Annotated in this window: 18 protein-coding genes and 1 tRNA gene; 11 read left to right on the top strand and 8 right to left on the bottom strand. The window is 36.1% G+C overall.

What is annotated here, in order from left to right; translation table 11 throughout:
• Window positions 1–19 precede the first annotated feature (19 nt).
• From coaD to ACFIME_RS05440, 3 genes are read left to right on the top strand one after another with little or no spacing between them, the layout of a single operon-like run.
• Window positions 20–526 (top strand): pantetheine-phosphate adenylyltransferase, encoded by a 507-nt coding sequence (coaD, locus tag ACFIME_RS05450; protein ID WP_375684620.1) that lies wholly within the window; start codon window positions 20–22, stop codon window positions 524–526.
• Window positions 527–528: 2 nt separating this feature from the next.
• Entirely contained in the window at window positions 529–1,122 is a 594-nt protein-coding gene (locus tag ACFIME_RS05445) for a peptidylprolyl isomerase (RefSeq protein ID WP_375654998.1), read from the top strand.
• 18 nt (window positions 1,123–1,140) lie between these two features.
• Window positions 1,141–1,653 carry a peptidylprolyl isomerase gene (locus ACFIME_RS05440; RefSeq protein ID WP_375662432.1) on the top strand — a complete coding sequence of 171 codons (513 nt, stop codon included), beginning with the start codon at window positions 1,141–1,143 and terminating at the stop codon, window positions 1,651–1,653.
• Window positions 1,654–1,958: 305 nt separating this feature from the next.
• Here ACFIME_RS05440 and ACFIME_RS05435 read toward each other — a convergent pair whose 3' ends face one another.
• Window positions 1,959–2,081, bottom strand: a complete 123-nt coding sequence (locus ACFIME_RS05435) for a hypothetical protein (protein ID WP_375662431.1) — start codon at window positions 2,079–2,081, stop codon at window positions 1,959–1,961.
• A 1,008-nt stretch (window positions 2,082–3,089) separates the two neighbouring features.
• Here ACFIME_RS05435 and tgt point away from each other — a divergent pair.
• Together tgt and ACFIME_RS05425 are read left to right on the top strand one after the other, a co-directional pair.
• The gene (gene tgt / locus ACFIME_RS05430) at window positions 3,090–4,208 is read left to right on the top strand and encodes a tRNA guanosine(34) transglycosylase Tgt (RefSeq protein ID WP_375634460.1); all 1,119 of its coding nucleotides are present in this window, start codon (window positions 3,090–3,092) and stop codon (window positions 4,206–4,208) included.
• Window positions 4,209–5,419: 1,211 nt separating this feature from the next.
• Complete coding sequence (locus tag ACFIME_RS05425; RefSeq protein WP_375684619.1) at window positions 5,420–6,619, top strand: MFS transporter; 1,200 nt, start codon at window positions 5,420–5,422, stop codon at window positions 6,617–6,619.
• A gap of 41 nt (window positions 6,620–6,660) precedes the next feature.
• Here the strand turns inward: ACFIME_RS05425 and ACFIME_RS05420 are convergent, their stop codons facing one another.
• The 3 genes from ACFIME_RS05420 to ACFIME_RS05410 all read right to left on the bottom strand — a co-directional run bounded on the left by ACFIME_RS05420 (window position 6,661) and on the right by ACFIME_RS05410 (window position 10,285).
• Window positions 6,661–8,088: an MFS transporter gene (locus ACFIME_RS05420; RefSeq protein ID WP_375684618.1), complete on the bottom strand. Its 1,428-nt coding sequence runs from the start codon at window positions 8,086–8,088 to the stop codon at window positions 6,661–6,663.
• A gap of 123 nt (window positions 8,089–8,211) precedes the next feature.
• Window positions 8,212–9,426: an NADP-dependent isocitrate dehydrogenase gene (locus tag ACFIME_RS05415; RefSeq protein WP_375662428.1), complete on the bottom strand. Its 1,215-nt coding sequence runs from the start codon at window positions 9,424–9,426 to the stop codon at window positions 8,212–8,214.
• 784 nt (window positions 9,427–10,210) lie between these two features.
• A tRNA-Glu gene (locus ACFIME_RS05410) sits at window positions 10,211–10,285 on the bottom strand.
• A 1,253-nt stretch (window positions 10,286–11,538) separates the two neighbouring features.
• On the opposite strand from ACFIME_RS05410, the gene ACFIME_RS05405 reads away from it, so the two are divergent.
• A complete protein-coding gene (locus ACFIME_RS05405) occupies window positions 11,539–12,855 on the top strand; it encodes a homoserine dehydrogenase (RefSeq protein WP_375633188.1) in 1,317 nt (438 codons plus the stop codon).
• Between the two features lie 142 nt (window positions 12,856–12,997).
• Window positions 12,998–13,984, top strand: a complete 987-nt coding sequence (gene glpX, locus ACFIME_RS05400; RefSeq protein WP_375684617.1) for a class II fructose-bisphosphatase — start codon at window positions 12,998–13,000, stop codon at window positions 13,982–13,984.
• Window positions 13,985–14,089: 105 nt separating this feature from the next.
• On the opposite strand, the gene ACFIME_RS05395 is transcribed toward glpX, so the two are convergent.
• Window positions 14,090–15,196, bottom strand: a complete 1,107-nt coding sequence (locus tag ACFIME_RS05395; protein WP_375684616.1) for a branched-chain amino acid aminotransferase — start codon at window positions 15,194–15,196, stop codon at window positions 14,090–14,092.
• 306 nt (window positions 15,197–15,502) lie between these two features.
• Between ACFIME_RS05395 and ACFIME_RS05390 the strand changes: the two genes are divergently transcribed.
• Complete coding sequence (locus tag ACFIME_RS05390) at window positions 15,503–15,778, top strand: hypothetical protein (RefSeq protein WP_375633185.1); 276 nt, start codon at window positions 15,503–15,505, stop codon at window positions 15,776–15,778.
• Window positions 15,779–15,955: 177 nt separating this feature from the next.
• On the opposite strand, the gene ACFIME_RS05385 is transcribed toward ACFIME_RS05390, so the two are convergent.
• From ACFIME_RS05385 to ACFIME_RS05375, 3 genes are all read right to left on the bottom strand, one after another.
• Complete coding sequence (locus ACFIME_RS05385) at window positions 15,956–18,472, bottom strand: SPOR domain-containing protein (RefSeq protein WP_375684615.1); 2,517 nt, start codon at window positions 18,470–18,472, stop codon at window positions 15,956–15,958.
• Between the two features lie 151 nt (window positions 18,473–18,623).
• Window positions 18,624–20,381: an arginine--tRNA ligase gene (gene argS, locus ACFIME_RS05380; protein ID WP_375636827.1), complete on the bottom strand. Its 1,758-nt coding sequence runs from the start codon at window positions 20,379–20,381 to the stop codon at window positions 18,624–18,626.
• 30 nt (window positions 20,382–20,411) lie between these two features.
• Window positions 20,412–21,614 carry a deoxyguanosinetriphosphate triphosphohydrolase gene (locus ACFIME_RS05375; RefSeq protein ID WP_375662158.1) on the bottom strand — a complete coding sequence of 401 codons (1,203 nt, stop codon included), beginning with the start codon at window positions 21,612–21,614 and terminating at the stop codon, window positions 20,412–20,414.
• A 108-nt stretch (window positions 21,615–21,722) separates the two neighbouring features.
• Between ACFIME_RS05375 and ACFIME_RS05370 the strand changes: the two genes are divergently transcribed.
• Genes ACFIME_RS05370 through ACFIME_RS05360 form a run of 3 tightly spaced genes read left to right on the top strand, consistent with a single transcriptional unit; the run spans window position 21,723 to window position 23,922 of the window.
• On the top strand, window positions 21,723–22,046 hold the full coding sequence (locus ACFIME_RS05370; protein ID WP_015856510.1) for an iron-sulfur cluster assembly accessory protein: 324 nt from the start codon (window positions 21,723–21,725) through the stop codon (window positions 22,044–22,046).
• A 39-nt stretch (window positions 22,047–22,085) separates the two neighbouring features.
• A complete protein-coding gene (locus ACFIME_RS05365) occupies window positions 22,086–23,090 on the top strand; it encodes a carboxypeptidase regulatory-like domain-containing protein (protein ID WP_375684635.1) in 1,005 nt (334 codons plus the stop codon).
• A 46-nt stretch (window positions 23,091–23,136) separates the two neighbouring features.
• On the top strand, window positions 23,137–23,922 hold the full coding sequence (locus ACFIME_RS05360) for a cytochrome c biogenesis CcdA family protein (RefSeq protein ID WP_375662157.1): 786 nt from the start codon (window positions 23,137–23,139) through the stop codon (window positions 23,920–23,922).
• Window positions 23,923–23,924 lie beyond the last annotated feature (2 nt).

Raw genomic sequence — 23,924 nt, 5'->3', positions numbered from 1 at the left:
AAGAGGAAGGAGTAAAGTCATGAAAATTGCTCTTTACGCGGGTTCTTTTGATCCTCTTACAAATGGTCATCTTGATGTTTTGAAAGGGTGTTTTGTGTTAGCTGATAAGGTGGTCGTCGCTATAGGGATACAGGCTGACAAAAAAACACTCTTTAGCTTCGAAGAGCGTGTTGATTTCATTACGCAGGTCGGGAAGGACTTATTTGGTGCAGATTCTAATCGATTGCAGGTTCTTTCATTTAGTAACCTTCTCATTGAAAAGGCGCGTGAAGTTGGTGCTTCATTTCTCGTTCGTGGATTGCGTGATGGTACTGATCTTGATTATGAAATGCAAATGGCAGGGATGAATGGCATTCTAGCTCCTGAATTGCAAACTGTTTTTTTGCCGGCAAGTGTTTCTGGGCGTGCGATAACTTCTACATTGGTACGCCAAATTGCCTCTATGGGAGGTGATGTGACACCATTTGTACCGCCCAATGTTGCACACGCTTTAAGCTTGAAATACCAATCTTTTAAGGGAGAATAAGTGTGTCTCGTAGAATTTTTGCTGTTTTGATATGTGTATTTTGTTTTTTTTCATTGTCCCCTGTCGCTGGTAATCCTAGCCCAGCAAGTGATGCAAGCCTTCTTGTTTTATCTCTCAACAATGGTGATGTTGTTATTCGTCTGCGTCCTGATTTGGCGCCAAAACATGTTGCGCAAATCAAAAGATTAACAGAGGAAGGGGCCTATAATAATGTTGTTTTTCATCGTGTAATTCCTGGCTTTATGGCACAAACTGGTGATGTAGAATTTGGAAAAAAGGGCAGTAGAGATTTTGATCTGAAACGCGTTGGTATGGGTGGCTCAAATTATCCTAATATACCGGCAGAGTTTTCAAAACAGCCGTTTAAGCGTGGTACAGTTGGGATGGCACGATCACAAGATCCGGATTCCGCGAATTCTCAATTCTTCATTTGTTTTGATGATACTGCTTTTTTAAACGGTCAGTATACGGTTGTTGGAGAGGTTATAAAGGGGATGGATGTTGTTGATAAAATAAAAAAAGGTACGACAAGTAATAATGGATCTGTAAAAAATCCTGATGTTATTAATGCTGCTACTTTACAAGTTGAGAAATGAATCAAGGGAGCTTTCCATATGGCTGAGAATAAAAATCCAGAGAATACTTTAATTCTTGAAACAACAAAGGGCAGAGTTGTTATTGAGCTTTTTGCTGATTTAGCACCTTGTCATGTTGCACGTATTAAAGAACTGGTACGTGAAGGTGCTTATGATAATGTTATTTTCCATCGCGTTATTGATGGTTTTATGGCGCAAACAGGGGATGTGCAATTTGGAAAGAAGGATAGTGATAAATTCGATTTATCACGTGCTGGTATGGGGGGGGCAGAAAAAACAAATTTAACAGCAGAGTTTTCAAATCTTTCTCATAAGCGTGGTACAGTTTCTATGGCACGTAGTCAGAATCCAAATTCTGCTAATTCTCAGTTTTTTATTTGTTTTGCAGATGCTCCGTGGCTTGATCGTCAATATTCCATATGGGGACAGGTTGTTGAAGGTATGGAAAATGTTGACAAAATTAAACGTGGTGAACCTGTTGCAGATCCAGATTCAATTACCAAAGCCGTTATTGCTGCGGATGCAAAATAGTATAAATTATACTGACTTCAATTGTAAGTTTCTAAGAAAAAATACTCTTTTCTGATCAATAAAGGCACACAAAACTATTTTGTAGTATCACGCTTACCTTTTATAATTTCGAGCTAAGAATTGTCCATATATTTACTTCAATCGGATCTTCCTGAAGAGTATAATGTAAAGGATTTGTACAAACACCTGTCAGAATAAGAAAACGCAAAGTCTGTTATGTTATGGTTTTTGTTTGGAAAAGTGTTTTATAAAAAATTCAGCATTTCTCTTCAATTCATTGTTGGTCTATTAATGGTTTTATGATGTTACTTTCCTGGGAGAGCGTGTGCTTTTGTTGCTGCTTGTAAATCAACATCCAATCCTAATGCAGCAGCACACATATTAATACGGATAAGAGCCTTACTAGCTGCTCCAGTTTTGCCTAGCAAGGTGGAAAATCAGCGTTTATGTATATTGGTGTAATCTTTAAAATAAGAATTAATCTTAGAAGAATATAATAAAGGCGCAGAAGTGAAACAAATGGCTAGTCTTGCCATCTCCTTTTTAATTCAACTTTACTTTTTTTTAAGTATCTAATGCAATATCTTTTAAATAATGAAGATTATGCATGGACTTACGCTTTTATTTTTCTCGTTTTTTAATAGAGGAACGCTCCAAATAGAATATACTTAATGTTGCACATTTACGTGTTTTTTAAGAAGCATTTCTCAGTACATATCAACATTCACTTCCATAATGACGTTCGTGGCGTGTATAGTTTTAAAGCTATAAATCTATTATGCACCACCATCTTTAAAGCTTGTGAAGGAGCAAGAGGGGGCCATCATACGCTTTTTCAGCCTCTAATGTTACGATAGAGCTTTTGATATTTGAGAATCTTTACAAAAAGCATTTTTAGTTTTTTTAAGTGTTTTTACACGTTAATTCCTTTTGTGAATTATCTCAAGTGCCAAGAGCTATCTCAATATTGTAAGGGGATAAATGATTATGCTCATTTGCGCTTTTATTAAGCGTGGGGATCGCCGTGCTCAGCAGATGAAAAATTTTTATCTGTAAAAGTAAACAATATTGTAGGCTGTACAATGCGTTCAGAATTTTCTTCTATGCGTACAAAGTTATTGCTTATGGAAGTATGTGAAGATGAGATTATTGTGATAATAATTTTGTAGTTCTATCAAGGCTTTAGTGCGTTAAGCGTAGGTATTTTGAGGTATGATATTATAAGGATTTTACTATTTTTCTGGAGCTAGATTATTACTTTTATTATGGTGATTTCTTAACAAGAAATGTTCTTTTATCTCGTTTAATTTTTTATGCTGGTTACAATATTGAGCGAATCAAAAATTAATTCATAAAGCTTATGACAATGCTCGTAAGGGGATATCTTTTTTCTTTCTATAGAGATATGCAGTGATGGAATCAAAAAGACGAGAGTTATGATAAAGACATTTCATTATAGAAAAATTGCTCAAGATGGGTATGCACGTCGAGGCGAAATTATAACGGGGCGAGGATGTGTTCGTACACCCGCATTTATGCCTGTTGGAACGGCAGGAACCGTTAAGGCTATGTATATGGATCAGATACGTGATCTTGGTGCAGATATCATTTTAGGGAATACTTATCATTTAATGTTACGTCCAGGAGCTGAACGTGTTGCGCGTTTGGGAGGATTACATGAATTTTCACGCTGGAGCGGACCTATTTTAACCGATTCTGGTGGCTTTCAGGTTATGTCATTGGCGGGAATCCGTAAAATTACTGAACAAGGTGTGATTTTTCGCTCTTACATTAATGGAGCTTACTATGAAATGAGTCCAGAGCGTTCTATCGAAATTCAAGAACTTCTTGGTGCGGATATCCAGATGCAGTTGGATCAATGTATTGCGTTACCTGCAACTGAAAAAGAAATGGAAAAAGCTATGGAACTTTCATTGCGGTGGGCGCAGCGTTGTAAAACAGCTTTTGGAGATCAGCCCAATAAAGCATTGTTTGGTATTGTTCAAGGTGGTGATAATATGAAACTACGTGAACGTTCTGCTCAAGCATTAAAAGAAATGGATTTAAAAGGTTACGCTATTGGAGGGCTTGCTGTTGGTGAGCCGCAGAGTGTTATGACAGCAGTATTGGATACTACTTGTCCGATTTTACCAGAGGATAAACCACGCTATCTTATGGGGGTAGGGACACCTGATGATATTTTACAAAGTGTTGCTCGTGGTGTTGATATGTTTGATTGTGTTATGCCGACGCGTGCAGGACGTCATGGTTTAGCTTTTACCCGCTTTGGTAGAATTAATTTGCGTAATGCGCGTTATGCAGAAGATCCACATCCTCTTGATCCGCAGTCACTTTGTCCAGCAGCACATGATTATAGTTGTGCTTATTTGCATCATTTGATCAAATCTGGTGAATCTCTTGGGGGGATGTTGTTGACTTGGAATAATCTTTTTTATTATCAACAACTGATGCAGGGAATTCGTGATGCCATTGAAGAAGGCTGTTATGCTGATTTTTGCGCTGAAACGCGCGCTCTATGGGCACAAGGACGCTAAAATATTAATCGTAATATAGCGTTTCATTTTTTTATTGAATTTATTCTTGCATTTACAAATTTAGCTAAAAATATGAAATTAGAAACACCTTCCAAAATTATAAATTCCACTATCCTAAGATATAGAAGTGCAGTTTTATAGGGCATATATTCTTTTTCTAATTACTATATAAAACAGAAACTGTTACTCCGGTACGCGCTACCTGATCCGGAGAAAAACAGTTTATTTCTGTTTCTGATGACTGTTTAAAGCAACAATGTTAATGAGGCGTTAGCGAACTCTTAAAGAAGTATGAAAATTGTATTTTTATGAGATAATTTGTGTTTTTTATTACTAAAGGTAAAGAATAGGTTATATACAATCGAATAGATAAATTTTTAGAAAATTAAAAGAAAACTAAAATAAGATTACAACATTTTAAATATTATAATTATATATTTTATGTCATAAAAAATTAAATATTAATCACGATAATTAGCACATTTATAAAATATCGATGAATATATTGAGATAAAAATTATTATATTTGTTTTATGCTCTGTTTATAGAATTTATCTGAAAATAAGTACAATATATTTACGTGAATATTTTAATTTAAAGATAATGAGTTAGATATCTGATGCGATTCCTCTGTTAGAGGAGGGAGGGGTAAAGATGCCTAAAAGAGGATATTTAATAAATCTAGAAACCAAGTACTATTATCATGAGAATTTTTAAAAGACTCTATAATAATTTATAAGAATGGCGTAAAGTTGAAATTATAGCTTATCGATTTGGAGGATCTGCATTCAGGTAGCAAAAACAAAGAAACAATAAGTTTTGGAGAAGTTTAATCCTTATATCAAGATAATAATGAGATGTGGTTCACTTGTTTGAAGTGCATTATTCGACAAATTTTAGAATTATTTATAGGGTATAGTATATAGTTGCAAAAAAAGGTTTCACTGTAAAATTGGAACTGCTGAAAATAGGAGACAAAGTTTATTATTTGGCAGATCTGATAGAAATAGGTGAATACGTCTATGATCTTGAGGTTTTCAAAGATTTTCCATTAAAGAATCTTACTTAAAACTCCATAAAATGCTTTATATATCAAAATATTTCTAAAACTTTATTGGGGACTATTGGGCATGCGTATAACAATGTTTTGAATTTTTGTTTGTGTGTATTACAGATATTTACAGTTAAAACTCCTATTCAGAAGTGATGATATGAGGGATTCTTATCAACAAAAGGTTCTTGTATTGGGAATTGATTCGAGAATACGACGTTTAATAATTTTAGCTCTTGCCGTGGGCAGTTTTGCTATTGGTACTGCAGAGTTTGTTGCAATGGGGCTACTGCCAGAGATGGCACGAAGTTCCTATGTTGATATTCCTACCGCTGGTCAATATATTTCTGCTTATGCATTAGGAGTTGTGATTGGAGCACCTCTTTTAGCTGTGGCAACAGCTCAGGTATCACGCAAAACTGTTTTGATAGGATTGATGCTTTTTTATGCTTTAGCAAATATTGCTAGTGCCTTTGTTTCTGATTTTAGCATATTAGTAGTATTACGCTTTCTCAGTGGACTTCCCCATGGAATCTATTTTGGACTTGCGGCTATGGTTGCCTCTTCAATGGTAGAAATGAAAGAACGTTCTAAAGCTGTTGGATATGTTATGCTTGGCTTAACAATTGCAACCGTTTTGGGAGCACCCAGTGCTACTTGGATTGGTCAACTTATTGGTTGGCAGATTGCTTTTGTCCTTGTGGGTATGATTGCTTTATTATGTTGTTTGCTTATTTGGAATTTTTTACCTTGTGATTTAAGTTTTCCAAAAACGAATCCTTTGCACGAAATGGGTGCATTAAAGCAAAAGCAGGTGTGGCTTCTTTTGTTGATGGTTTCGGTGGGAGCGTCAGGATTATTTTCTGTTTTCACTTATATCAAGCCAACGTTAATGCATATTTCTGGTGTTTCACTTGAGTTGGTACCATTTATCATGCCGTTAGTTGGATTGGGTATGGTGGTAGGAAATCTCTTGGGGCCTAAATTGGCCGTTAAAATTGGTATTTCGCCGATGATATTTTTTTCTATGCTTTGGAGCGTATTTGTTTTTTTTCTTTTTTTCTTTTTATCTTATGCTCCGTTAACAGCGGCAATAGGATGCTTTTTTGTTGGAACTTCTTTTGCTGCTATGCCTTCTATACAAACAAAAATTATGGATGTTGCACTACAGGGACAGATTTTGGCAGGAGCATTAATGCAGTCTGCTTTTAATATTGCTAATGCTCTTGGTACAGAATCTGGAGCATTAGTTTTAAAATTGGGCTATAGTTATGAATATACAGCTATTTTAGGAAGTGTTCTAACTTTGTGTGGATTAGTGATTTTTTGCGTCTCATGGTATATGGAAAAGCATGCTTAATACTTTCATTTTTTTAATGAAGAAGGTATTTTTATGTTTATTTAATTATTGGAATGTCCTGTTGGATTTTTTAATATGCAGTAAGAAATGCGCAGCGCTAATGGAATAGCAAAACACAATAAAAAACCAATGAGCACTATAAGAAGAGTTTTTGCTGCTAAGATCATTCCTATTGTTCCTCCAGGATTAAAGAGACCGGCAAGATTGGTTATCACTCCGGCTAGAGTTGCACTCAATGCAGCTGAAAATAGTTGTACGGAGGTAAGGGATTCACTGGCACGTAGAGCATCTTCATCATTTGTACATTGCAAGATCCGTGTGAGCAAATGTGGCCATGCTATGCCCGCACTGATTCCAATAGAAAATAGTGCTAAGCAAATAATAAAAATATATTCGAGTGTGGAAACTTCTGTTGGGATGAGCCATAAAAGAATCGCTATGCCTAACAGTTTAAATAGGGGCGAGTATATAATGATGTTGCGAATTTTTTTTGTGGAGACAGCAGCACTTGAGAGGGCTCCACATGTCCACCCTAGGCTCATAAGTGCTGCTATATAACCGGCTATAAGGGGAGCTTGTCCATGAAGCTCTTGAAGAAAAAGTGGTAAATAAAGTTCTATACTGTACACGACTGTTGTCATCACGAGTATTAATGCGTAAACGGGAAAAATTTCAGAAGAGAAAGAAAAGGATTTGCGCGGCAACATAGGATGAAAGCTATATGATTCGATTTTTGCTAGAACAAAGAGAAGACTAAGTCCGATAACTAATCCGCAAATTTTTGCCATTGTTGTGTCCATAGCTCCTCCAACAGAAATGATAAAAATCAATAAGGTGAGTATGAAAAGCTGGAGAAGAGGGAGGGGGGATGTTGGAACATAGTTTTCATTCTTTTTAGGTAAAACTCTAAGAGCTATGAGCAAGAAGATTATCGCTAATATGCCGATAACCCAAAATGATGCTCTCCATACGCCATAATGTACAGAAATGCCACCGATAGCTGGTCCTAACAAGGTTGATATTCCCCACATTCCAGAGATAACACTTAATGCGTGTGACCATAAAGAGGGGCTGAAAATAATACGTACCATGGAATAGGATAGAGATAACAAAGAACCACTTCCCAATCCTTGAATAAAGCGTCCTATTAAAAATAATGACATAGACGAAGAAATGCTGCAGAGGAAAGTGCCTAGGGTAAAGATAAGTCCAGAGATAACATAAGCGTTGCGAGGACCTAATTTTCCTAATATTTTTGTTGCAAGTGAAGTACCAAGGAGTGAAGCTGTAATAAAGACAGTCGCTACCCAAGAATAATATATCTCACTGCCAATATGATTCATAAGGGAGGGTAAAATAGTAATAACAATATAGACGTTGGTGGCGTGTAATACAACACCACCTGTAAACGTTAAAAAGCAAAGACCATTTTTACCTAATAAAAGCGCAGACCAGCTTTGTTTTTTCACTGTTTTTTGCTATTTAATTTAATAAAAATTTACCCTATTTTTACTTATAAGGTACTTCTTTGAATTTGCCAAGAGAAATTCAAAGCTCTGTTTAGAGCTTTGAATTTTAATTTAAGTAATAACTTAATTGCCCATTGCTTTTTTGAGATTCTCATCAATTTTTTCGAGGAAACCTGTTGTAGAAAGCCATTTCTGTTTAGGCCCAATCAAAAGTGCGAGATCTTTAGTCATAAAACCCTCTTCGACGGTTTTAATACAAACTTCTTCCAATGTCGCGGAAAAGCTTTTTAATTTCTCATTGTTATCTAGTTTAGCACGGTGTGCCAGTCCACGCGTCCATGCGAAAATAGATGCAATAGAATTTGTTGATGTTTCTTCGCCTCTTTGATGCTGACGGTAATGGCGTGTTACGGTGCCGTGTGCTGCCTCTGCTTCAACAATTTTACCATCTGGTGTCATAAGAACAGAAGTCATGAGACCGAGAGAACCAAAGCCTTGGGCAACAATATCAGATTGAACATCACCATCATAGTTTTTACATGCCCATACATAGCCTCCTGACCATTTAATTGCAGAAGCAACCATATCATCAATGAGGCGGTGTTCGTAATATAATTTACGATTTTCAAATTCAGTTTTAAATTCCGTATCAAATATTTCTTGAAAGATATCTTTAAAACGACCATCGTAAGTTTTTAGAATGGTATTTTTTGTTGAAAGATAAACTGGGACATTCCTTTGTAGTCCATAATTAAAGGATGCTCGAGCAAAATCACGAATTGACTCATCAAGGTTATACATAGCCATAGCAACCCCTGCGCTTGGGGCATCAAAAACATCATGTTCAATAACTTGATTGTCATCACCTACAAATTTAATACTTAATTTCCCTTTTCCTGGAAATTTAAAATCTGTTGCCTTGTACTGATCACCAAAAGCGTGACGTCCAATAATAATTGGCTTTGTCCAGTTAGGAACAAGGCGAGGGACATTTTTACAGATAATGGGTTCGCGAAAAATGACTCCTCCTAAAATATTGCGGATTGTGCCATTAGGTGATTTCCACATTTTTTTTAGGTTAAATTCTTTAACGCGTGCCTCATCAGGTGTGATGGTTGCACATTTTATACCAACCCCATATTTTTTGATAGCATTGGCAGAATCGATAGTGACCTGATCATTGGTTGCATCACGATTTTCGACGGAAAGATCATAATATTTGAGATCAATGTTGAGATAGGGATGGATTAATTTATCTTTGATATATTTCCAGATGATACGGGTCATCTCATCCCCATCAAGTTCAACAACGGGGTTTTCTACTTTGATCTTTGCCATTAGAAGTCCTTTTTTTTAAGCGATACTACTTTATAGCATTTTCAAGTTTATAATGAAAAGTAAAAACAAGGGAAAAAAGCACTCAAATATGATCTTTTAGAATCTATGATCAATAGAGTGTAAATTTTGTTGGAGGGTTTAATTTTTGAAAAGAAGTGATGTGTTTGCAAATCTATAATTATTCTATGATTGATGAAGAATCTGTTTAATAGATAAGGTAGTTAGATCACTGGGGGTCAAGGATTATGCATTTTTATTATCAGAGTTTCCATTTAATAAGTTGATTGTATTCTAAATTATAGTTTCTTGATTTGTTGTGTTAGGTGAATAAGAATCTATTTTTATATCGCATTTCAATTCTAAGATTACGGTCTGTTTGTTTATAGAAAAGTTTAATGTGAAAAGGCACCGTAATTAAAAATGCTTCATATAAGATGTGTTTTGGGGTGAATTTTAGTTTTGAAGGTTGGAAGAAACGTATAAATGATGTGGCTGGTTTTAATTTAAAAATTAACGGTATACGCAAGAATATGGCTTATAAACTCACCGGATCACGAGCTAGAACCTTCTAATTTTTATATTTTATCGATTTTTATTGTTATTAACTTTGCGCAGTAAAACACTATCCTCGAAATGCAACAAAGAAATCAATTATCTAATGATTCTTGTATCTTTTTTACGAAGAGATCCCTTTAAAAATCTTATTCCCTCGTTTTTATTTATGCATTCCTCATTTTTAAGAATACGAATAAAATGAATGTATTACACATAGAAAAAAGAATTATGGTACGCCCAAGGGGAATCGAACCCCTGTTTCCGCCGTGAAAGGGCGATGTCCTAACCGCTAGACGATGGGCGCAAACCATTGATGAGGCTTATAGAGAGGATCTTTTTACTTCGCAAGCCCTCTATGTCATTTTTTTTGAAAAAAGTGTGTTTTATTGAATAATTTTTGAGCAATTCCTGTTTGGATTATTTCTTTTCAGTTTGACTAGTAGGCAAAAATGATCAAAACATTATTTTAAGTGTGTTTATTTTTTGCATATTTTATCGTTTGTTATCTTTGCTTGTACATGAGAATATTATTTAACTTGCTAGAAAGAGCCTTTATACAGAAGATTTCTCATTTGAGCTTATCATAAAGCAAAAAACTGTATAATTTATGAAGTATAAAACAAATATTTATTACCAAATTAGCAAATAATACCAATCATACAAAAGTTTTTTTAGGCATAAACCATAGATTAATTTTAGTTTAAAAAATATAAATAGATTCTGTATGATGAAAATAAAAATATTAAAGCAATTTTTACAGAATATATTAAAAATATTTTTCTTATCTTTACTTTTACATGTTTATAAGGAATTTAAAATTAAAACCCCTTCATTTGTTCCCTCACATGTTGAGAAGGTTATTTATTTGAAAATGAATTAGCATGGGTAAAGGGTAGATTGAGGTTTTTGTCATTTCAATTCGCTAGTTTTTCAAAGGGGTGGCAGTAAGTTTAGGTAAAATATTTGAGTTTTGCAAATTTATTCTCCATATTTATAATATTTCAGAATTATGGTGTGCACATATTAAGTCTTGTTTTTTACTTTAATGTAAGGTTCTATTTTGATATATAAGTGCATTAAGATTTTTGCATTAAAGATTTATATTTCAAACTATGGAATGGTAGGAAGAAATGTGTTATTATTTACTGATCTACTTTGTTTTATCCATTCTCTTAATTTTTCATATGAAAGAATGTTTTTTGTTCCGTATTTGTTAATTTAGAAGAGATGTTTTTATTCTTTCTTACTAAGTCCTTAATATTCTTTAACTTGTTATTGATTATTTTTTAGAACTTTTCTTTATGGCAATTTGCATTTATCAGTTTTACAGATTTTCATTCTGAATTAGATATTTTATAAAGATTCTGAAATCTTTGAAGACAATAAATATTATATTTTTAGGAATGTTGATTGAACAAGCGGGAATAATTCTATTGGAGAACATGAAGTGAATAGAGCGGGGTATTTCTTTTGTTCTTATGGATGTAAGTATTCTTTGTGTTGATTGGCACATCATTTAAACGATTTTTCAGTGAAGATAGGGATCAGTGGTTAATAATGGCAGAAGCTTTAAAAGTTGGTGTTGCGGGACTTGGTACGGTTGGTACTTCAGTTGTTCGAGCTCTATGTGAAAAAGCGAATAGTTTAGCTTGTCAATGTGGGCGATTCATCAAAGTCGTTGCTGTTAGTGCGCGCGATAAAAGCCGTAATCGTGGAATTGATCTCAGTGATATAAAATGGTTTGATTCACCCGTGGAGTTGGCTGCTTCTGATGAGATTGATGTTTTTGTAGAGTTAATTGGTGGTGAATTGGATGTGGTGTACACCGCTGTTAAGAGAGCGCTTGAGGCGGGACATCATGTTGTAACAGCCAATAAAGCCCTTCTTGCTCGACATGGAGTAGAGCTGGCTATAATTGCAGAAAAAAAAGGAGTTTTTCTTCATTTTGAAGCAGCTGTTGCAGGGGGAATTCCTGTCATCAAAGCGATGAGAGAATCACTTGTCAGTAATCAGATATCGCGAATTTATGGTATTCTCAATGGAACCTGTAATTATATATTAACACGTATGTTTACGGAAGGTCTTTCATTTAAAGATTGTTTAGCAGATGCACAGAGACTTGGGTATGCTGAAGCAGATCCAAGTTTTGATATTGAGGGAAATGATACTGCTCATAAATTAGCTTTGTTGACAAGCTTGGCATTTGGAACAGCTGTTTCGTTAGATGATGTTTATGTTGAAGGAATTCATAATATTTCGCAAATTGATATTCGAGCAGCTGATGAATTAGGGTATCGGATTAAGCTTTTAGGAGTTGCATTAAAAACGGATTCTGGAATAGAGCAACGCGTTCATCCAACAATGGTACCAACATCTTCAATGATTGCACAGATAAATGGCGTAACCAATGCTCTTTCTATTCAAAGTGATTTATTAGGTGAATTACTGTTTTCTGGTCCTGGCGCCGGAGGAATGGCAACAGCATCAGCCGTTATTGGTGATTTGGCTGATATAGCAAAAGCGCGTTCTGGTTTTCAGTATGCACCTGTTTTAAGACGTCCAGCATTAGAACTTACTCCTCATAAAAAAGCACGTATTTCGCATCATGCAGGGGGTTATTTTATTCGTTTAAATGTTCATGATCGTACTGGTGTTTTTGCCGCGGTTGCAAGGCATATGGCTGATAATCACATCTCATTGGAGTCGATTGTTCAAAGATCTTTTGTAGAAGATCAAATTGAAAAAACAATTATTTTAATTACGCATGAAACAACAGAGGTGAATGTACGACAGGCACTTGCAGAAATTGAAAAAGATGGACATCTTGTTGCAAAATCTCAATTTATTCGTATTGAGCCTATGGCAGAGAATTGATAACTTTCTTGATAATGACAAAAAGGCAAGCTTGAGTTCTTTTGTTTCTTGTGGAAAATTTTCATCTTTGCCAAAAACTTTATTCTTAGTATTTAAAAGGACTCATATTTTTTCTGGTATTCATTCGGTAGGATTTTTTCATATGCCCACAACTCAGAAGATTTTAAATGGACTTGATCGTATTTTGACGCTTGAATTGGTACGTGTTACTGAACGTGCTGCTGTTGCTGCTGCACGCTGGCGCGGGCGTGGCGATGAAAAAGCTGCGGATCAGGCTGCTGTAGATGCAATGCGGCAGGAACTTAATCGATTGCCTATTGATGGTACAGTGGTGATTGGTGAAGGTGAGCGGGATGAAGCGCCTATGCTTTATATTGGAGAAAAAGTAGGTCTTCAAAGTGGGTTGGCGATCGATATTGCACTTGATCCACTAGAGGGAACAACACTTTGTGCTAAAAATATTGCCAATTCTTTGGCAGTAATTGCAATTGCTGAAAAAGGTAATCTCCTTTACGCTCCTGATGTTTATATGAAAAAAATTGCTATTGGTCCTGGTTATCCAAAGGGAGTAGTAGATATAGATGCTTGTCCTACCGATAATATCCATGCTCTTGCGAAGGCTAAAGGAGTGGCTGTTAATCAGATTGTTGTTTGTATTATGGATAGACCTCGTCATGAAAAATTGGTTAATGAAGTACGTGCAACAGGGGCATCGATTCGCTTGATTGGGGATGGAGATGTTGCTGCTGTTATTGATACAACTGATCCAGAAGAAACAGGTATTGATATCTATATGGGGATTGGGGGAGCACCTGAAGGTGTTTTAGCTTCTGCTGCTTTGCGCTGTATTGGAGGACAGATGCAAGGTCGTTTGCTGCTAGATACAGAAGAGAAAATTGCTCGTGCAGCTAAAATGGGGATTAGTGATCCCAATAAAGCTTATACAATGGAAGAAATGGCAAAGGGTGATGTTTTGTTTGCAGCAACAGGGGTGACAGATGGCAATATGCTTTCTGGTGTTAAATTTACATCTCGTTACATTCAAACAGAAACTCTCGTAATGCGCTCCCATACGGGTACAGTCCGTAATATTAAAGCAAAGCATAGAAATCATTCGAAATTTGATTAATGCTTTCTTTTTTTGTCACTAAAAATAGAGGGAGTTTTTTTAGGAAATACGCTTCCATGAATCTACTTTCATGGAAGCGTTTATAGATATGAGAATACCTTATTATTATGAGAGCTGGACAGAATGTACCCAGCCATTTTTATCTTCTATGTTCCCTTTTTGAATGCCAACCAATTGTGTACGAAGCTGCTTTGTAACTTCTCCAACTGTTTCATTTCCAATAATAAATTCTCCCCCTTTATACCTAAAACGACCAATTGATGTGACAACGGCAGCTGTACCACAAGCAAAGACTTCTTTAAGATGTCCACTCTTTGCATCTTCTTGAAGCGCTGCAAAAGAATAAGGACGCTCTTCTATTTTTAATCCCATTTGTTGAGCTAACCTTAAGATTGAATCACGGGTTATCCCTGGAAGGATCGTTCCATTAAGTGGGGGGGTTACAAGTGTATTATTGTCCATAATAAAGCAGACATTCATACCACCAAGTTCTTCAATCCATTTATGTTCAATCATATCAAGGAAGAGTACTTGGCTACAATTATTTTCAGTTGCAGTTTTTTGTGCAAGTAAGCTTGCTGCATAGTTTCCACCACATTTGGCAGCCCCTGTTCCTCTTGGACCGGCACGACTATAATCTGTTTCAATCCAGACGCTGACAGATTTTTCTTCTCCTTTGAAATAGGATTCAACTGGAGAGGCTATGACACAAAAAAGATATTCTTGAGAAGGGCGGACTCCCAAAAAGTTTTCATTGCCAAACATAAATGGACGGATATAGAGGCTAGCGTTGGGCTGGTCAGAAACCCATTTTTGATCAATCTTTACTAATTGATGAACGGCATCCAGAAAAATATCTTTTGGCAATTCTGGCATAGCTAAACGCCTCGCTGATTCTATAAAGCGTTGTGCATTGGCATCAGGACGGAAGAGCAAGATGCGTCCATCTTTTGCACGATATGCTTTTAAACCCTCAAAAATTTCCTGTCCGTAATGTAAAACGGTACTTGCAGGGTTAATTTTTAAAGCTTTGTATTGAGAAATGATGGCATTATGCCAGCCTTTGTCTTCAGTCCATTGAATAGTACACATGTGGTCTGTAAAAAATTGACCAAAACCGGGACTTTTTAAAATTTCTTCACATTTTTCTTCTGACAGAGGAGATGGGTGTTTTTCTATTTTAAAGGGAAGCGACGATATAGGAGATTTCATAAAAAAACCTTTTGAGTATGTTTCATTTTTATTAATAAAAATAATGAGATATTTTGATCACAACTCTATTATTAACAAAACCTTTGTGTCAATGTTTTATTATAGAACACAAAGGAGTTTATTATAGAATTCAAAGGCTATGATAGATATTTTAATTCTACTCTCGCCTCTTTTTCTCAACTTTATGAAGTAAGCTGGAACTTTTTTCTATAATTATCGTTTTCTCACAATAAGTATCTGAATAATTTCATATATGCATATTTTCTAGAAATTAAAAGGTAAGGGAATTGAGAAAAGGAATCTACTATGATTGATAAAAATTATCACACATATGAAGAACGTATGGCAGCAGAAAGAAGAGATAGTGAACAACGTGTTTCAATTGCTAAGGGTATTTTTGCTATTCTTCTTGCGGTCGTTATTCTCTGGTTTGTTTTTGGTTTTTTAGGATCTTTTTTTGCAAAATCTCCTGAACATAGTTCGCGTTATAATACTCCAGAAACAAGCCAAAGTGTAACAACGCCCAAAAAAGATTTAAATTCGCTTCCTCCTGTACCTTATACCTATAAGGGTACGGAGTGATTTTTTCATAAATATAATCTTTTAGATAGAGCGAAAATCGACGTAGACTAAAGAATAAAGTCAGCACAAAGACATAAAAAAGAGAGGAACGATTTTAATTTCTGAAGTTTTTTATAAGTAATTAAATGGTATGGAAATAAATAATGCAACGGTTGTTAAAACCGTTGCATTATTGGTTTAGCGTGTGATGAAGCAGCTTCCACCAGAACTTTTAATGGATTCACAAAGGATTATGGCTTCATTACGGTCTTGTGCTTGAATCCGAACACGATAATAAGTGCCTTTTCCTGGTATAAAAGCGGATTGAATATTTAAAGAACGGGCACCGATAAGGAATCCAAATTTAGATTTCATATTTTTTAAAGAACTTCTAGCGAGCTCATGCGTTGGCTGAGATGCAAGTTGTACGTAATAACTTTCTGAATTTTGTGCTGCGACTCTGTTTGGTGATATGGGGCGAGACGCGGCTGGTGTTTCAACTTGTGTATTTCTTTCTGCATGAGAAGGAATAGGGATAAATTTTTCTTCAATATTTGAGCTAGAATTATTTTCTGCGATTATTTTATCAATATTATTTTTAAGATCATGATCTCTTTCTTGGTCGTTTATATCAGAATTATGCGACGAAACAAGGGACGAATCTTGAAGTTCATTAGAAGCTTGATCAATGCTTTCTTCAGATTGAGCAGCAGTTTTGCTGTTTGTTTGATGCGCGGGGGCTAGTGTAACTGTACCATCTTGATTGACAATAACAGTTTGTACTTCTCGCATTGGAATAGTATGATTTATAGCTTCTGTGACTGCATCTTCAACATCAGATTCATTTAAAGACGATGAGGAAACGTTTGAAGATTCTTCAGGGTTTAATTCTTTTAAATTTTCAGGTTGTTCAGAGTTATCAATAAGAAATTGTTGTGTATTTTCTTGTTTCTCATTTTGTTCAGTTGTTTGTTTATAGATATCTAAATTATGTGCAACATCATTTTTCGTTTCAGTTGTTTCTGGTTTGAATTTAAAAGGCGTATTATCAGCGTGGATAATGACCGTTTCTTCATTTTTTTGTGATGGCATAAAAAAATGCGAATAACCAGAAAACCCAATTCCTATTAAAATAAGTATAAAAATACCTTTAACGAAAGTTTTACTAAAAATAAAACTTTTTAAGGGAGGAGGAGCTGGTGGATGCGTGGGAATCTCATCTGAGCTTGTATATGATGAATTCTCGCTAAAAGGGGGAAAATTATATTCCATATTGGCAGAAGAAAAATAGTCGGAATTTTGTTCTTTAGAGTTTATATAAACACCTTCTTTTGAATTTTGCATAGACTGATGAAAAACTTCACTAAAAACCTCATTTTTCTGTTGTTTTTGAGAAAAATTATCCGTTGGGACATTTCCTACATTAAGTACATCAGCAAATTCTTCTTCTAAACCACCACTAGTTGGCACATCATATTCTGGCGCTTCATACGGGACTTCTGGAACCATAATAGGACCAGTTTTTTCTACGATTTCCTCTGAAAATTTATAAGTATCAACATTGGGAGGGGGAGTATCTCTGTGCGTATAGTTATGGGCAAAAAAGCCATCCGTTTGTTTTGTATTTAAAGAGGGGGATGAGGAAAGAAACTCATCTAAATTATTTTCATTATATGAAATTTCTCTATTTGGGTTAGAGGCACCTTCGGCGTTATTGATGTATTGGGCTCGAGCCTCATCATATATCGGAACTTTTTCGCCATAAGTTTTTTGTTGTGAGGGGTTTTCTGCAAAAAAATGGGGATAATTGGTTGTATGATCTTCTTGTGAAGCCCCCTTTAAATAAGATTGTCTATCAACGGGTGGAGAATCTAAAGGTGAGGAGAAGGTACTTCTTGTTTGATTTCTTGCAGTGTTTTGTCTTTCTGACATAAGATTAGAAGATGAGAAAAACTCATTTGCCTCTGTAGAAGAGGAGACATCAGGATAATCTTTTTTGATCCAATTTTCTTGATCAGCTGAAATTTTATAGGGATGGTTTACAGGAGTGTCATAGAGGTTTTGATTGTCATCATAAGTTTGTTGTATATCCGTAGTTTTAGGCTGTTGTGAATTTGTTTGTGAAAAACGATTGGTTTGTTCAACAGATTCTGGAATCTCTTTCTTATTTTCGCGCCTTTCAGATTTATCAAAAAAGAAATTTTCTGATTCTGATTGTGAAATAAGGTTACTTTTTTTAAGAAACGGATCAGCACTGGTTGCTGTTGTTTTCTCTTGAGGGGATTGATTCTTTGGGATTGGTAATGGAGAAAGCTCATCTAAAATTTGTTCTTCATCATGACTGCTAGGTGAAGAATATTTCTCTTCAGATAAATTATTTTGTTTTGAATGGTTGAAAGAAACAGTTTGTGCAATATCTGAGGCTGTTGCGTTGCTGGTTGCACGCAAGTCCCATTGTTTTTTTTGATCATCAAACGGTAAGTCATGTGCTAAATTATTTTCAAGTTCCTCTTCTAGAAAGGACAAATCAAAATCATCATCATGGGATGATGTTTCGGGGTGAGATGTTGATCGATCTGTCTGTAAAGAAGATTGCTCATTTTGGTTTCCGCTTTGTTTGTGCGGATTAAAAATGCGCGTAAGCCTTTCCAAAGGATCATGGTGTTCATGATCGTGTTTTGTTTCGTGTAGATTTTTGCGATCGTTATCGCTCATAGCTTTTCTCACATGGTGATTTGCATCTGCGTGCAATCAATGGTTGATTTTGATTTGTTATATTAAAATTATAAATTTTCCCCCTCTCATGCAAGGATACATGAAAAAGTTTATCAATAGAGTACCTATTGTATGTATTTATAGAACTTTTTCAACGCATTTCTATTGGTGCTTCGACTCCTATGATGGTAAGTCCTGATGATAAAATATTGATAACAGCTTGTATCAACCCCAATCTTGCAAAGGATAACTCTTTATCATCAGGTTGAATAAAGCGTAAATTGAGATTTTCACTCCCTTTATTCCAATGGGTGTGAAAGCTGGAAGCAAGGTCATAAAGATAAAACGCTAATCGATGCGGTTCCTTATGAACGACGGCCTGTTCAATGATACGTGGATATTCAGAAAGTTTGCGTATTAACAATATTTCATGGTCATCTGTTAATCGATGAAGATGGGCGATTAATGTATCATTTGAAAAGCTTTTAATATGAAGCGCTTCTTGTGCTTGACGAAAGACTGAGTGACAACGTGCACTTGCATATTGTACGTAAAAGATGGGGTTATCTTTTGATTGTTCTGTTACTTTTGCAAAATCAAAATCAAGAGGTGCTTCACACTTACGGTATAACATCATAAAACGCACAGGATCACGCCCAACCTCTTCGACAACATCCCGTAGAGTGACAAAAGATCCCGCTCTTTTTGACATGCGTACAGGATGACCGTTGCGAAAAAGTTTTACCAATTGACATAAGAAGACGCTTAATTTAGCTTTATCCCCAGAAATTGCTTTTGCCATTGCCTCTAGCCGCTTTACATAGCCAGCATGGTCTGTGCCTAGAATATAAATCATTTCATCAAAATGACGATTAAATTTATCCCGAAAATAAGCAACATCAGCAGCAAAATAAGTGTAAGAACCATCAGATTTGACTAAAACACGGTCTTGGTCATCACCAACATTTGTTGAACGGAACAAAGTTTGTTCACTTGGTTCCCAATCTTCTGTATTTTGTCCCTTGGGAGGGGGGAGTTTTCCTTTGTAGATATAACCATTTAAAGTGAGGTCGTTAATGGTGTTACGAATGGCGCGTGCATTATCTGCATAAAGCATTCGCTCAGAGAAAAAGATATCATGATAAATATTAAGAGCAGCCAAATCTTCGCGAATCATGGACATCATTGCATGAATTGCACGTTCTTTCACAAGAGATAAGGCTTCATCTTTATCCATCGTGAGGAGTTGGTCACCAAACTCTTGAGCAAGTGATTGTCCCAATGGTATCAAGTATTCTCCAGGATAGAGCCCTTCTGGAATTTCATTAATTTCTTGCCCAAGAGCCTCACGATAGCGCAATAGTACAGAGTGGGCGAGGACTTCGATTTGTTGACCAGCATCATTGATATAATATTCTTTCGTAATGTTATAGCCCGTAAATTGTAGCAAATTGGAGAGAACATCCCCAACAACCGCTCCGCGGCAGTGTCCTACATGCATTGGTCCTGTCGGATTTGCTGAGACATATTCAACATTGACGCGTTTTCCTTGTCCCATTGGGATACGACCATAAGAAGTGCCTGATTCAAGCATGGATTTTATAGCATCTTGCCAAAATAATTTTGTAAGCTTTATGTTTATAAAACCAGGACCGGCAACATCTATATTTTCGATAGAGGAATCATTTTTAAGAAGTTCTATGATTTTATCTGCAAGTGCACGTGGATTGATTCCAATAGATTTTGCAAGCACCATAGCAGCATTGGTTGATAAATGACCATGGGATGAATCACGCGGAGGATCAACAGTGATTTTTGATAAATCTAGATCTTCTCCATTTTTTCCTTTTATATCAGATAATTCAATTGATCTCTTAATTTTTTTTTCGAAGTTTTTAAAGATATTCATATTTAGCTTCCATGATGATGCCAAAAGCCATTAGACGAAATTATCTGTATGGTCAAATAAACGCTGATATTCACGTAGAGCGTAGTGATCCGTCATGCCTGAAAGAAAGTCAGCAATCAAACGTGCTAACTCTTGATTTTTTAAGTGCACTGTTTTGCTCTGCCAACTTTCAGGCATTGTATTTGGATTTTCATAATAACAATTGAATAATTTTTGTACAATGCATTTTGCTGCATTGCGACGACTAAGAACTTGTTCATGGTAGTAAAGATTTTTAAATAAAAAGTTTTTTAGTTCTTTTTCATAAACGATCATTGTCGGTGAAAAGGTGACAATAGTTTGTTTTGCTTGGTGAATATCGTTTATGCTTGTTGGTTTGATGCGTGCTAAATTTTCTTGTGATTGTTTGATAACATCTTCAACCATGGTTGTTATTTGTCTTCGTACAAGTGTGTAACCGCGACGCGCTTGGTCGAGGTGGGGATGCTCATCTGTTATATCTTTTAATATTGCTGCTGTTAGTGAAACATGTTCAAATTGATCGAGTGTTAAAAATTGCGAACGTAGACCATCATCAATATCATGCGCATTGTATGCGATATCATCTGCAATAGCAGCACATTGCGCTTCTAGTCCTGCAAAACAATCGAGTGCAAGGTCTTGCTCTGCATTGTATTGTAAAATATCGATAGGAACTTCCTTATTCTTCGCGTGAGGACCTAAAAGGGGACCATTATGCTTTACAAGTCCTTCGAGGGTTTCCCATGTAAGGTTAAGTCCATCAAAATTTGCATAGCGCTGTTCTAGTTTTGTGACAATGCGTAATGCTTGTGCATTATGATCAAAGCCGCCATAATGTACCATGGCTTCATTAAGTGCATCTTCTCCAGCATGGCCAAAGGGCGTGTGTCCAAAGTCGTGAACAAGGGCAATGGCTTCGGCAAGGTCTTCATCAAGACAAAGGGCACGGGCTAATGTTCTTGCAATTTGAGAGACCTCTATGGAATGGGTTAGGCGAGTACGATAATGATCGCTTTCGTCAGCAATAAATACTTGCGTTTTATGTTTAAGACGTCGAAATGCATTAGAATGGATAATACGATCTCTATCTCGTTGAAAAGGTGAGCGTGTGGTACTCATCGTTTCATGGAATAATCTACCACGGCTTGTTTGCGGATGAGCACTGTACACTGCTCGAGATTGGTAATTAAAGTTGATATTGCCTATATCCATTGCAAGTTGCCCATTATCATCTTAAAATTGAGAGTGGTTTATGACAAATAAACTGCTCTTTGAGTATGGGATACTCTTTCTTGATGGTTTAATGCAAGGATATATAAAATGAATGTGAAAATTTCAGATGTTGCTGCCAAAAAAATTGCACAGATACTTTTGCGTGAACCCGATAAAATAGCATTGCGTATTTCTGTTGAAGGTGGTGGGTGTTCTGGTTTTTCTTATAAATATGACTTGGTTTCTGAAATGTGTAAAGATGACCTCGTTCTCAAAAAAGATGGGGCTGTTGTGTTTATTGATTTACTATCACTTCCTTTCATGGAAGGAGCTGAGATTGATTTTGTTGATGATCTTATGGGTCAGTCTTTTCAAATCCACAATCCCAATGCTGTTTCATCATGTGGTTGTGGTGTGAGTTTTTCAATTTAAAATGATGGCTTTGTGATATTGTTTCTTGAAAAAAATATCATGTTGGTCAACAATGTGAGAATGGGTATTCTTATAAAAATAGTGCACCTAAAAATAGTGCACCGATGTGTATGGTTGTGCGTGGTGCTTACTTTATTGATCTGGAGCCACTGTGCTTTTTCTGAAGAAGGAGAAGGGAAAGATCAGCAGCAGGGACAATCAAGGAGTTTTATTGTAAAGTCTCAAGAGCAGGAAAAAGAAAATGTAGCATCTCAAACACAACTCATTTTGAATGCTCGATTAACAAATAGTCATCCGGATATTGAAAAAGGGCTTGTCTGGCGGGTTTATGCCCCTATTCTAGGGATTGATAATAAATTACCATTAGTGGCAACCTATAAGGGGGGAAGTGCGCGTTTTGATCTCGAACCAGGAAATTATCTTGTTCATGTCTCATTTGGTCATATGAGTGCTGTGCGCCATATTCGTTTAAAAAATGGACAGAGTCTTGTAAAAAACTTTAATCTTGAGGCTGGTGGAGTCATTTTAAATGCAACACTGCTCAATGGTGTAATGAATGAAAAGGAATTACGTTTTACCATTTATGAGGATGAAAAAGAAAATGATGATACGGGGGTGATTTTATCAAATGTTAAACCCCAATCAGTTGTGCGTTTAAAAGCTGGCCGCTACCATGTTGCTTCCCATTATGGTTCTATTAATGCGACGGCTCGTTCGGATATTCAAGTGGATGCTGGTAAAATGACAGAAGTTACCCTTGAACATCAGGCTGCTCAGATTGTCTTAAAGCTGGTACGACAAGAAGGAGGGGAAGCGCTTGCAGATACAAGTTGGTCTCTTGCCAATGATTCTGGTGATATCGTTTATGAAACAGTTGGTGCTTATGTTTCACTCGTGTTAGCGGAGGGAGAGTATATTGCAATTGCTAAAAATAAAGATAAAATCTATCAAAAAGTTTTTTCAGTCGTTTCTGGTCATGATGAAGATATAAGTGTGGTGGCGAATGAGCAAAATATGCAACGAATTGATGAAGATGTGGATTGATTGTTGTTCATGGGGGTAAACTATGATGAGAGACGGGGTATGAGTTTTGATTGAAATTTCAACAGTTGGTGTGTTTTTTGCTGGGGCACTCTCTTTTTTGTCGCCCTGCGTTTTGCCATTAGTTCCTCCTTATTTGTGCTATATGGCAGGTGTTGGTATTGATGATTTTCGTTCAAAAAATCGTGATGAGAAAGTCTTTGTACGGTGGGCTTTATTGTCTTCTGTTATTGCTTTTGTTCTCGGGTTTACGACTGTTTTTGTTGCTTTAGGTGCCAGTGCTAGCACAATTGGGAAATTCATCGGTTATTATCGTGATTGGTTCGCCCTTGCTGCTGGAATTGTCATTATTATTTTTGGTTTAAATTTTTTGGGGATTTTCAAGATCGCTTTTTTATTCCGTGAAGCGCGTTTTCAGACCAAAAAAACACCTTCTGGTCCTTTAGGCGCGTATATTATTGGGTTAGCTTTCGCTTTTGGTTGGACACCGTGTATTGGCCCCATTTTAGGCCCTATTATAACGCTTGCTGGAACAAAAGAAACTGTGGGAGAGGGAGCTGTTCTATTAGCGGTTTATGCATTAGGTCTTGCTATTCCTTTTATGTTGGCAGCTTTATTTTCGAGCAGTTTTATGCGATTTTTAGGAGCTTTTCGTATTCATTTAGGAAAAGTTGAAAAAATTATTGGTGTTTTTCTTATTCTTACAGGGATTTTGTTTTTAACAGGCTCTATGCAGGATCTTTCATTTTGGCTTTTAGAACATTATCCTTCGTTGAGTTATATTGAAGATATTCGTTGGCACGATATTATGAATTTTTTTGGATTTTCTCGTTAGTC

This window comes from Bartonella sp. AP1QHHD (assembly GCF_042196265.1).
GTDB lineage: Bacteria > Pseudomonadota > Alphaproteobacteria > Rhizobiales > Rhizobiaceae > Bartonella.
This window is presented reverse-complemented; position numbering and strand designations above follow the sequence as displayed.

Bases quoted from the DNA above. Each gene is read 5' to 3' on its own strand.
- coaD (WP_375684620.1), top strand. From the start codon at position 20: ATGAAAATTGCTCTTTACGCGGGTTCTTTTGATCCTCTTACAAATGGT.
- ACFIME_RS05440 (WP_375662432.1), top strand. From the start codon at position 1,141: ATGGCTGAGAATAAAAATCCAGAGAATACTTTAATTCTTGAAACAACA.
- tgt (WP_375634460.1), top strand. From the start codon at position 3,090: ATGATAAAGACATTTCATTATAGAAAAATTGCTCAAGATGGGTATGCA.
- ACFIME_RS05425 (WP_375684619.1), top strand. From the start codon at position 5,420: ATGAGGGATTCTTATCAACAAAAGGTTCTTGTATTGGGAATTGATTCG.
- ACFIME_RS05415 (WP_375662428.1), bottom strand. From the start codon at position 9,426: ATGGCAAAGATCAAAGTAGAAAACCCCGTTGTTGAACTTGATGGGGAT.
- ACFIME_RS05405 (WP_375633188.1), top strand. From the start codon at position 11,539: ATGGCAGAAGCTTTAAAAGTTGGTGTTGCGGGACTTGGTACGGTTGGT.
- glpX (WP_375684617.1), top strand. From the start codon at position 12,998: ATGCCCACAACTCAGAAGATTTTAAATGGACTTGATCGTATTTTGACG.
- ACFIME_RS05395 (WP_375684616.1), bottom strand. From the start codon at position 15,196: ATGAAATCTCCTATATCGTCGCTTCCCTTTAAAATAGAAAAACACCCA.
- ACFIME_RS05390 (WP_375633185.1), top strand. From the start codon at position 15,503: ATGATTGATAAAAATTATCACACATATGAAGAACGTATGGCAGCAGAA.
- ACFIME_RS05385 (WP_375684615.1), bottom strand. From the start codon at position 18,472: ATGAGCGATAACGATCGCAAAAATCTACACGAAACAAAACACGATCAT.
- argS (WP_375636827.1), bottom strand. From the start codon at position 20,381: ATGAATATCTTTAAAAACTTCGAAAAAAAAATTAAGAGATCAATTGAA.
- ACFIME_RS05375 (WP_375662158.1), bottom strand. From the start codon at position 21,614: ATGGATATAGGCAATATCAACTTTAATTACCAATCTCGAGCAGTGTAC.
- ACFIME_RS05370 (WP_015856510.1), top strand. From the start codon at position 21,723: ATGAATGTGAAAATTTCAGATGTTGCTGCCAAAAAAATTGCACAGATA.
- ACFIME_RS05365 (WP_375684635.1), top strand. From the start codon at position 22,086: ATGTTGGTCAACAATGTGAGAATGGGTATTCTTATAAAAATAGTGCAC.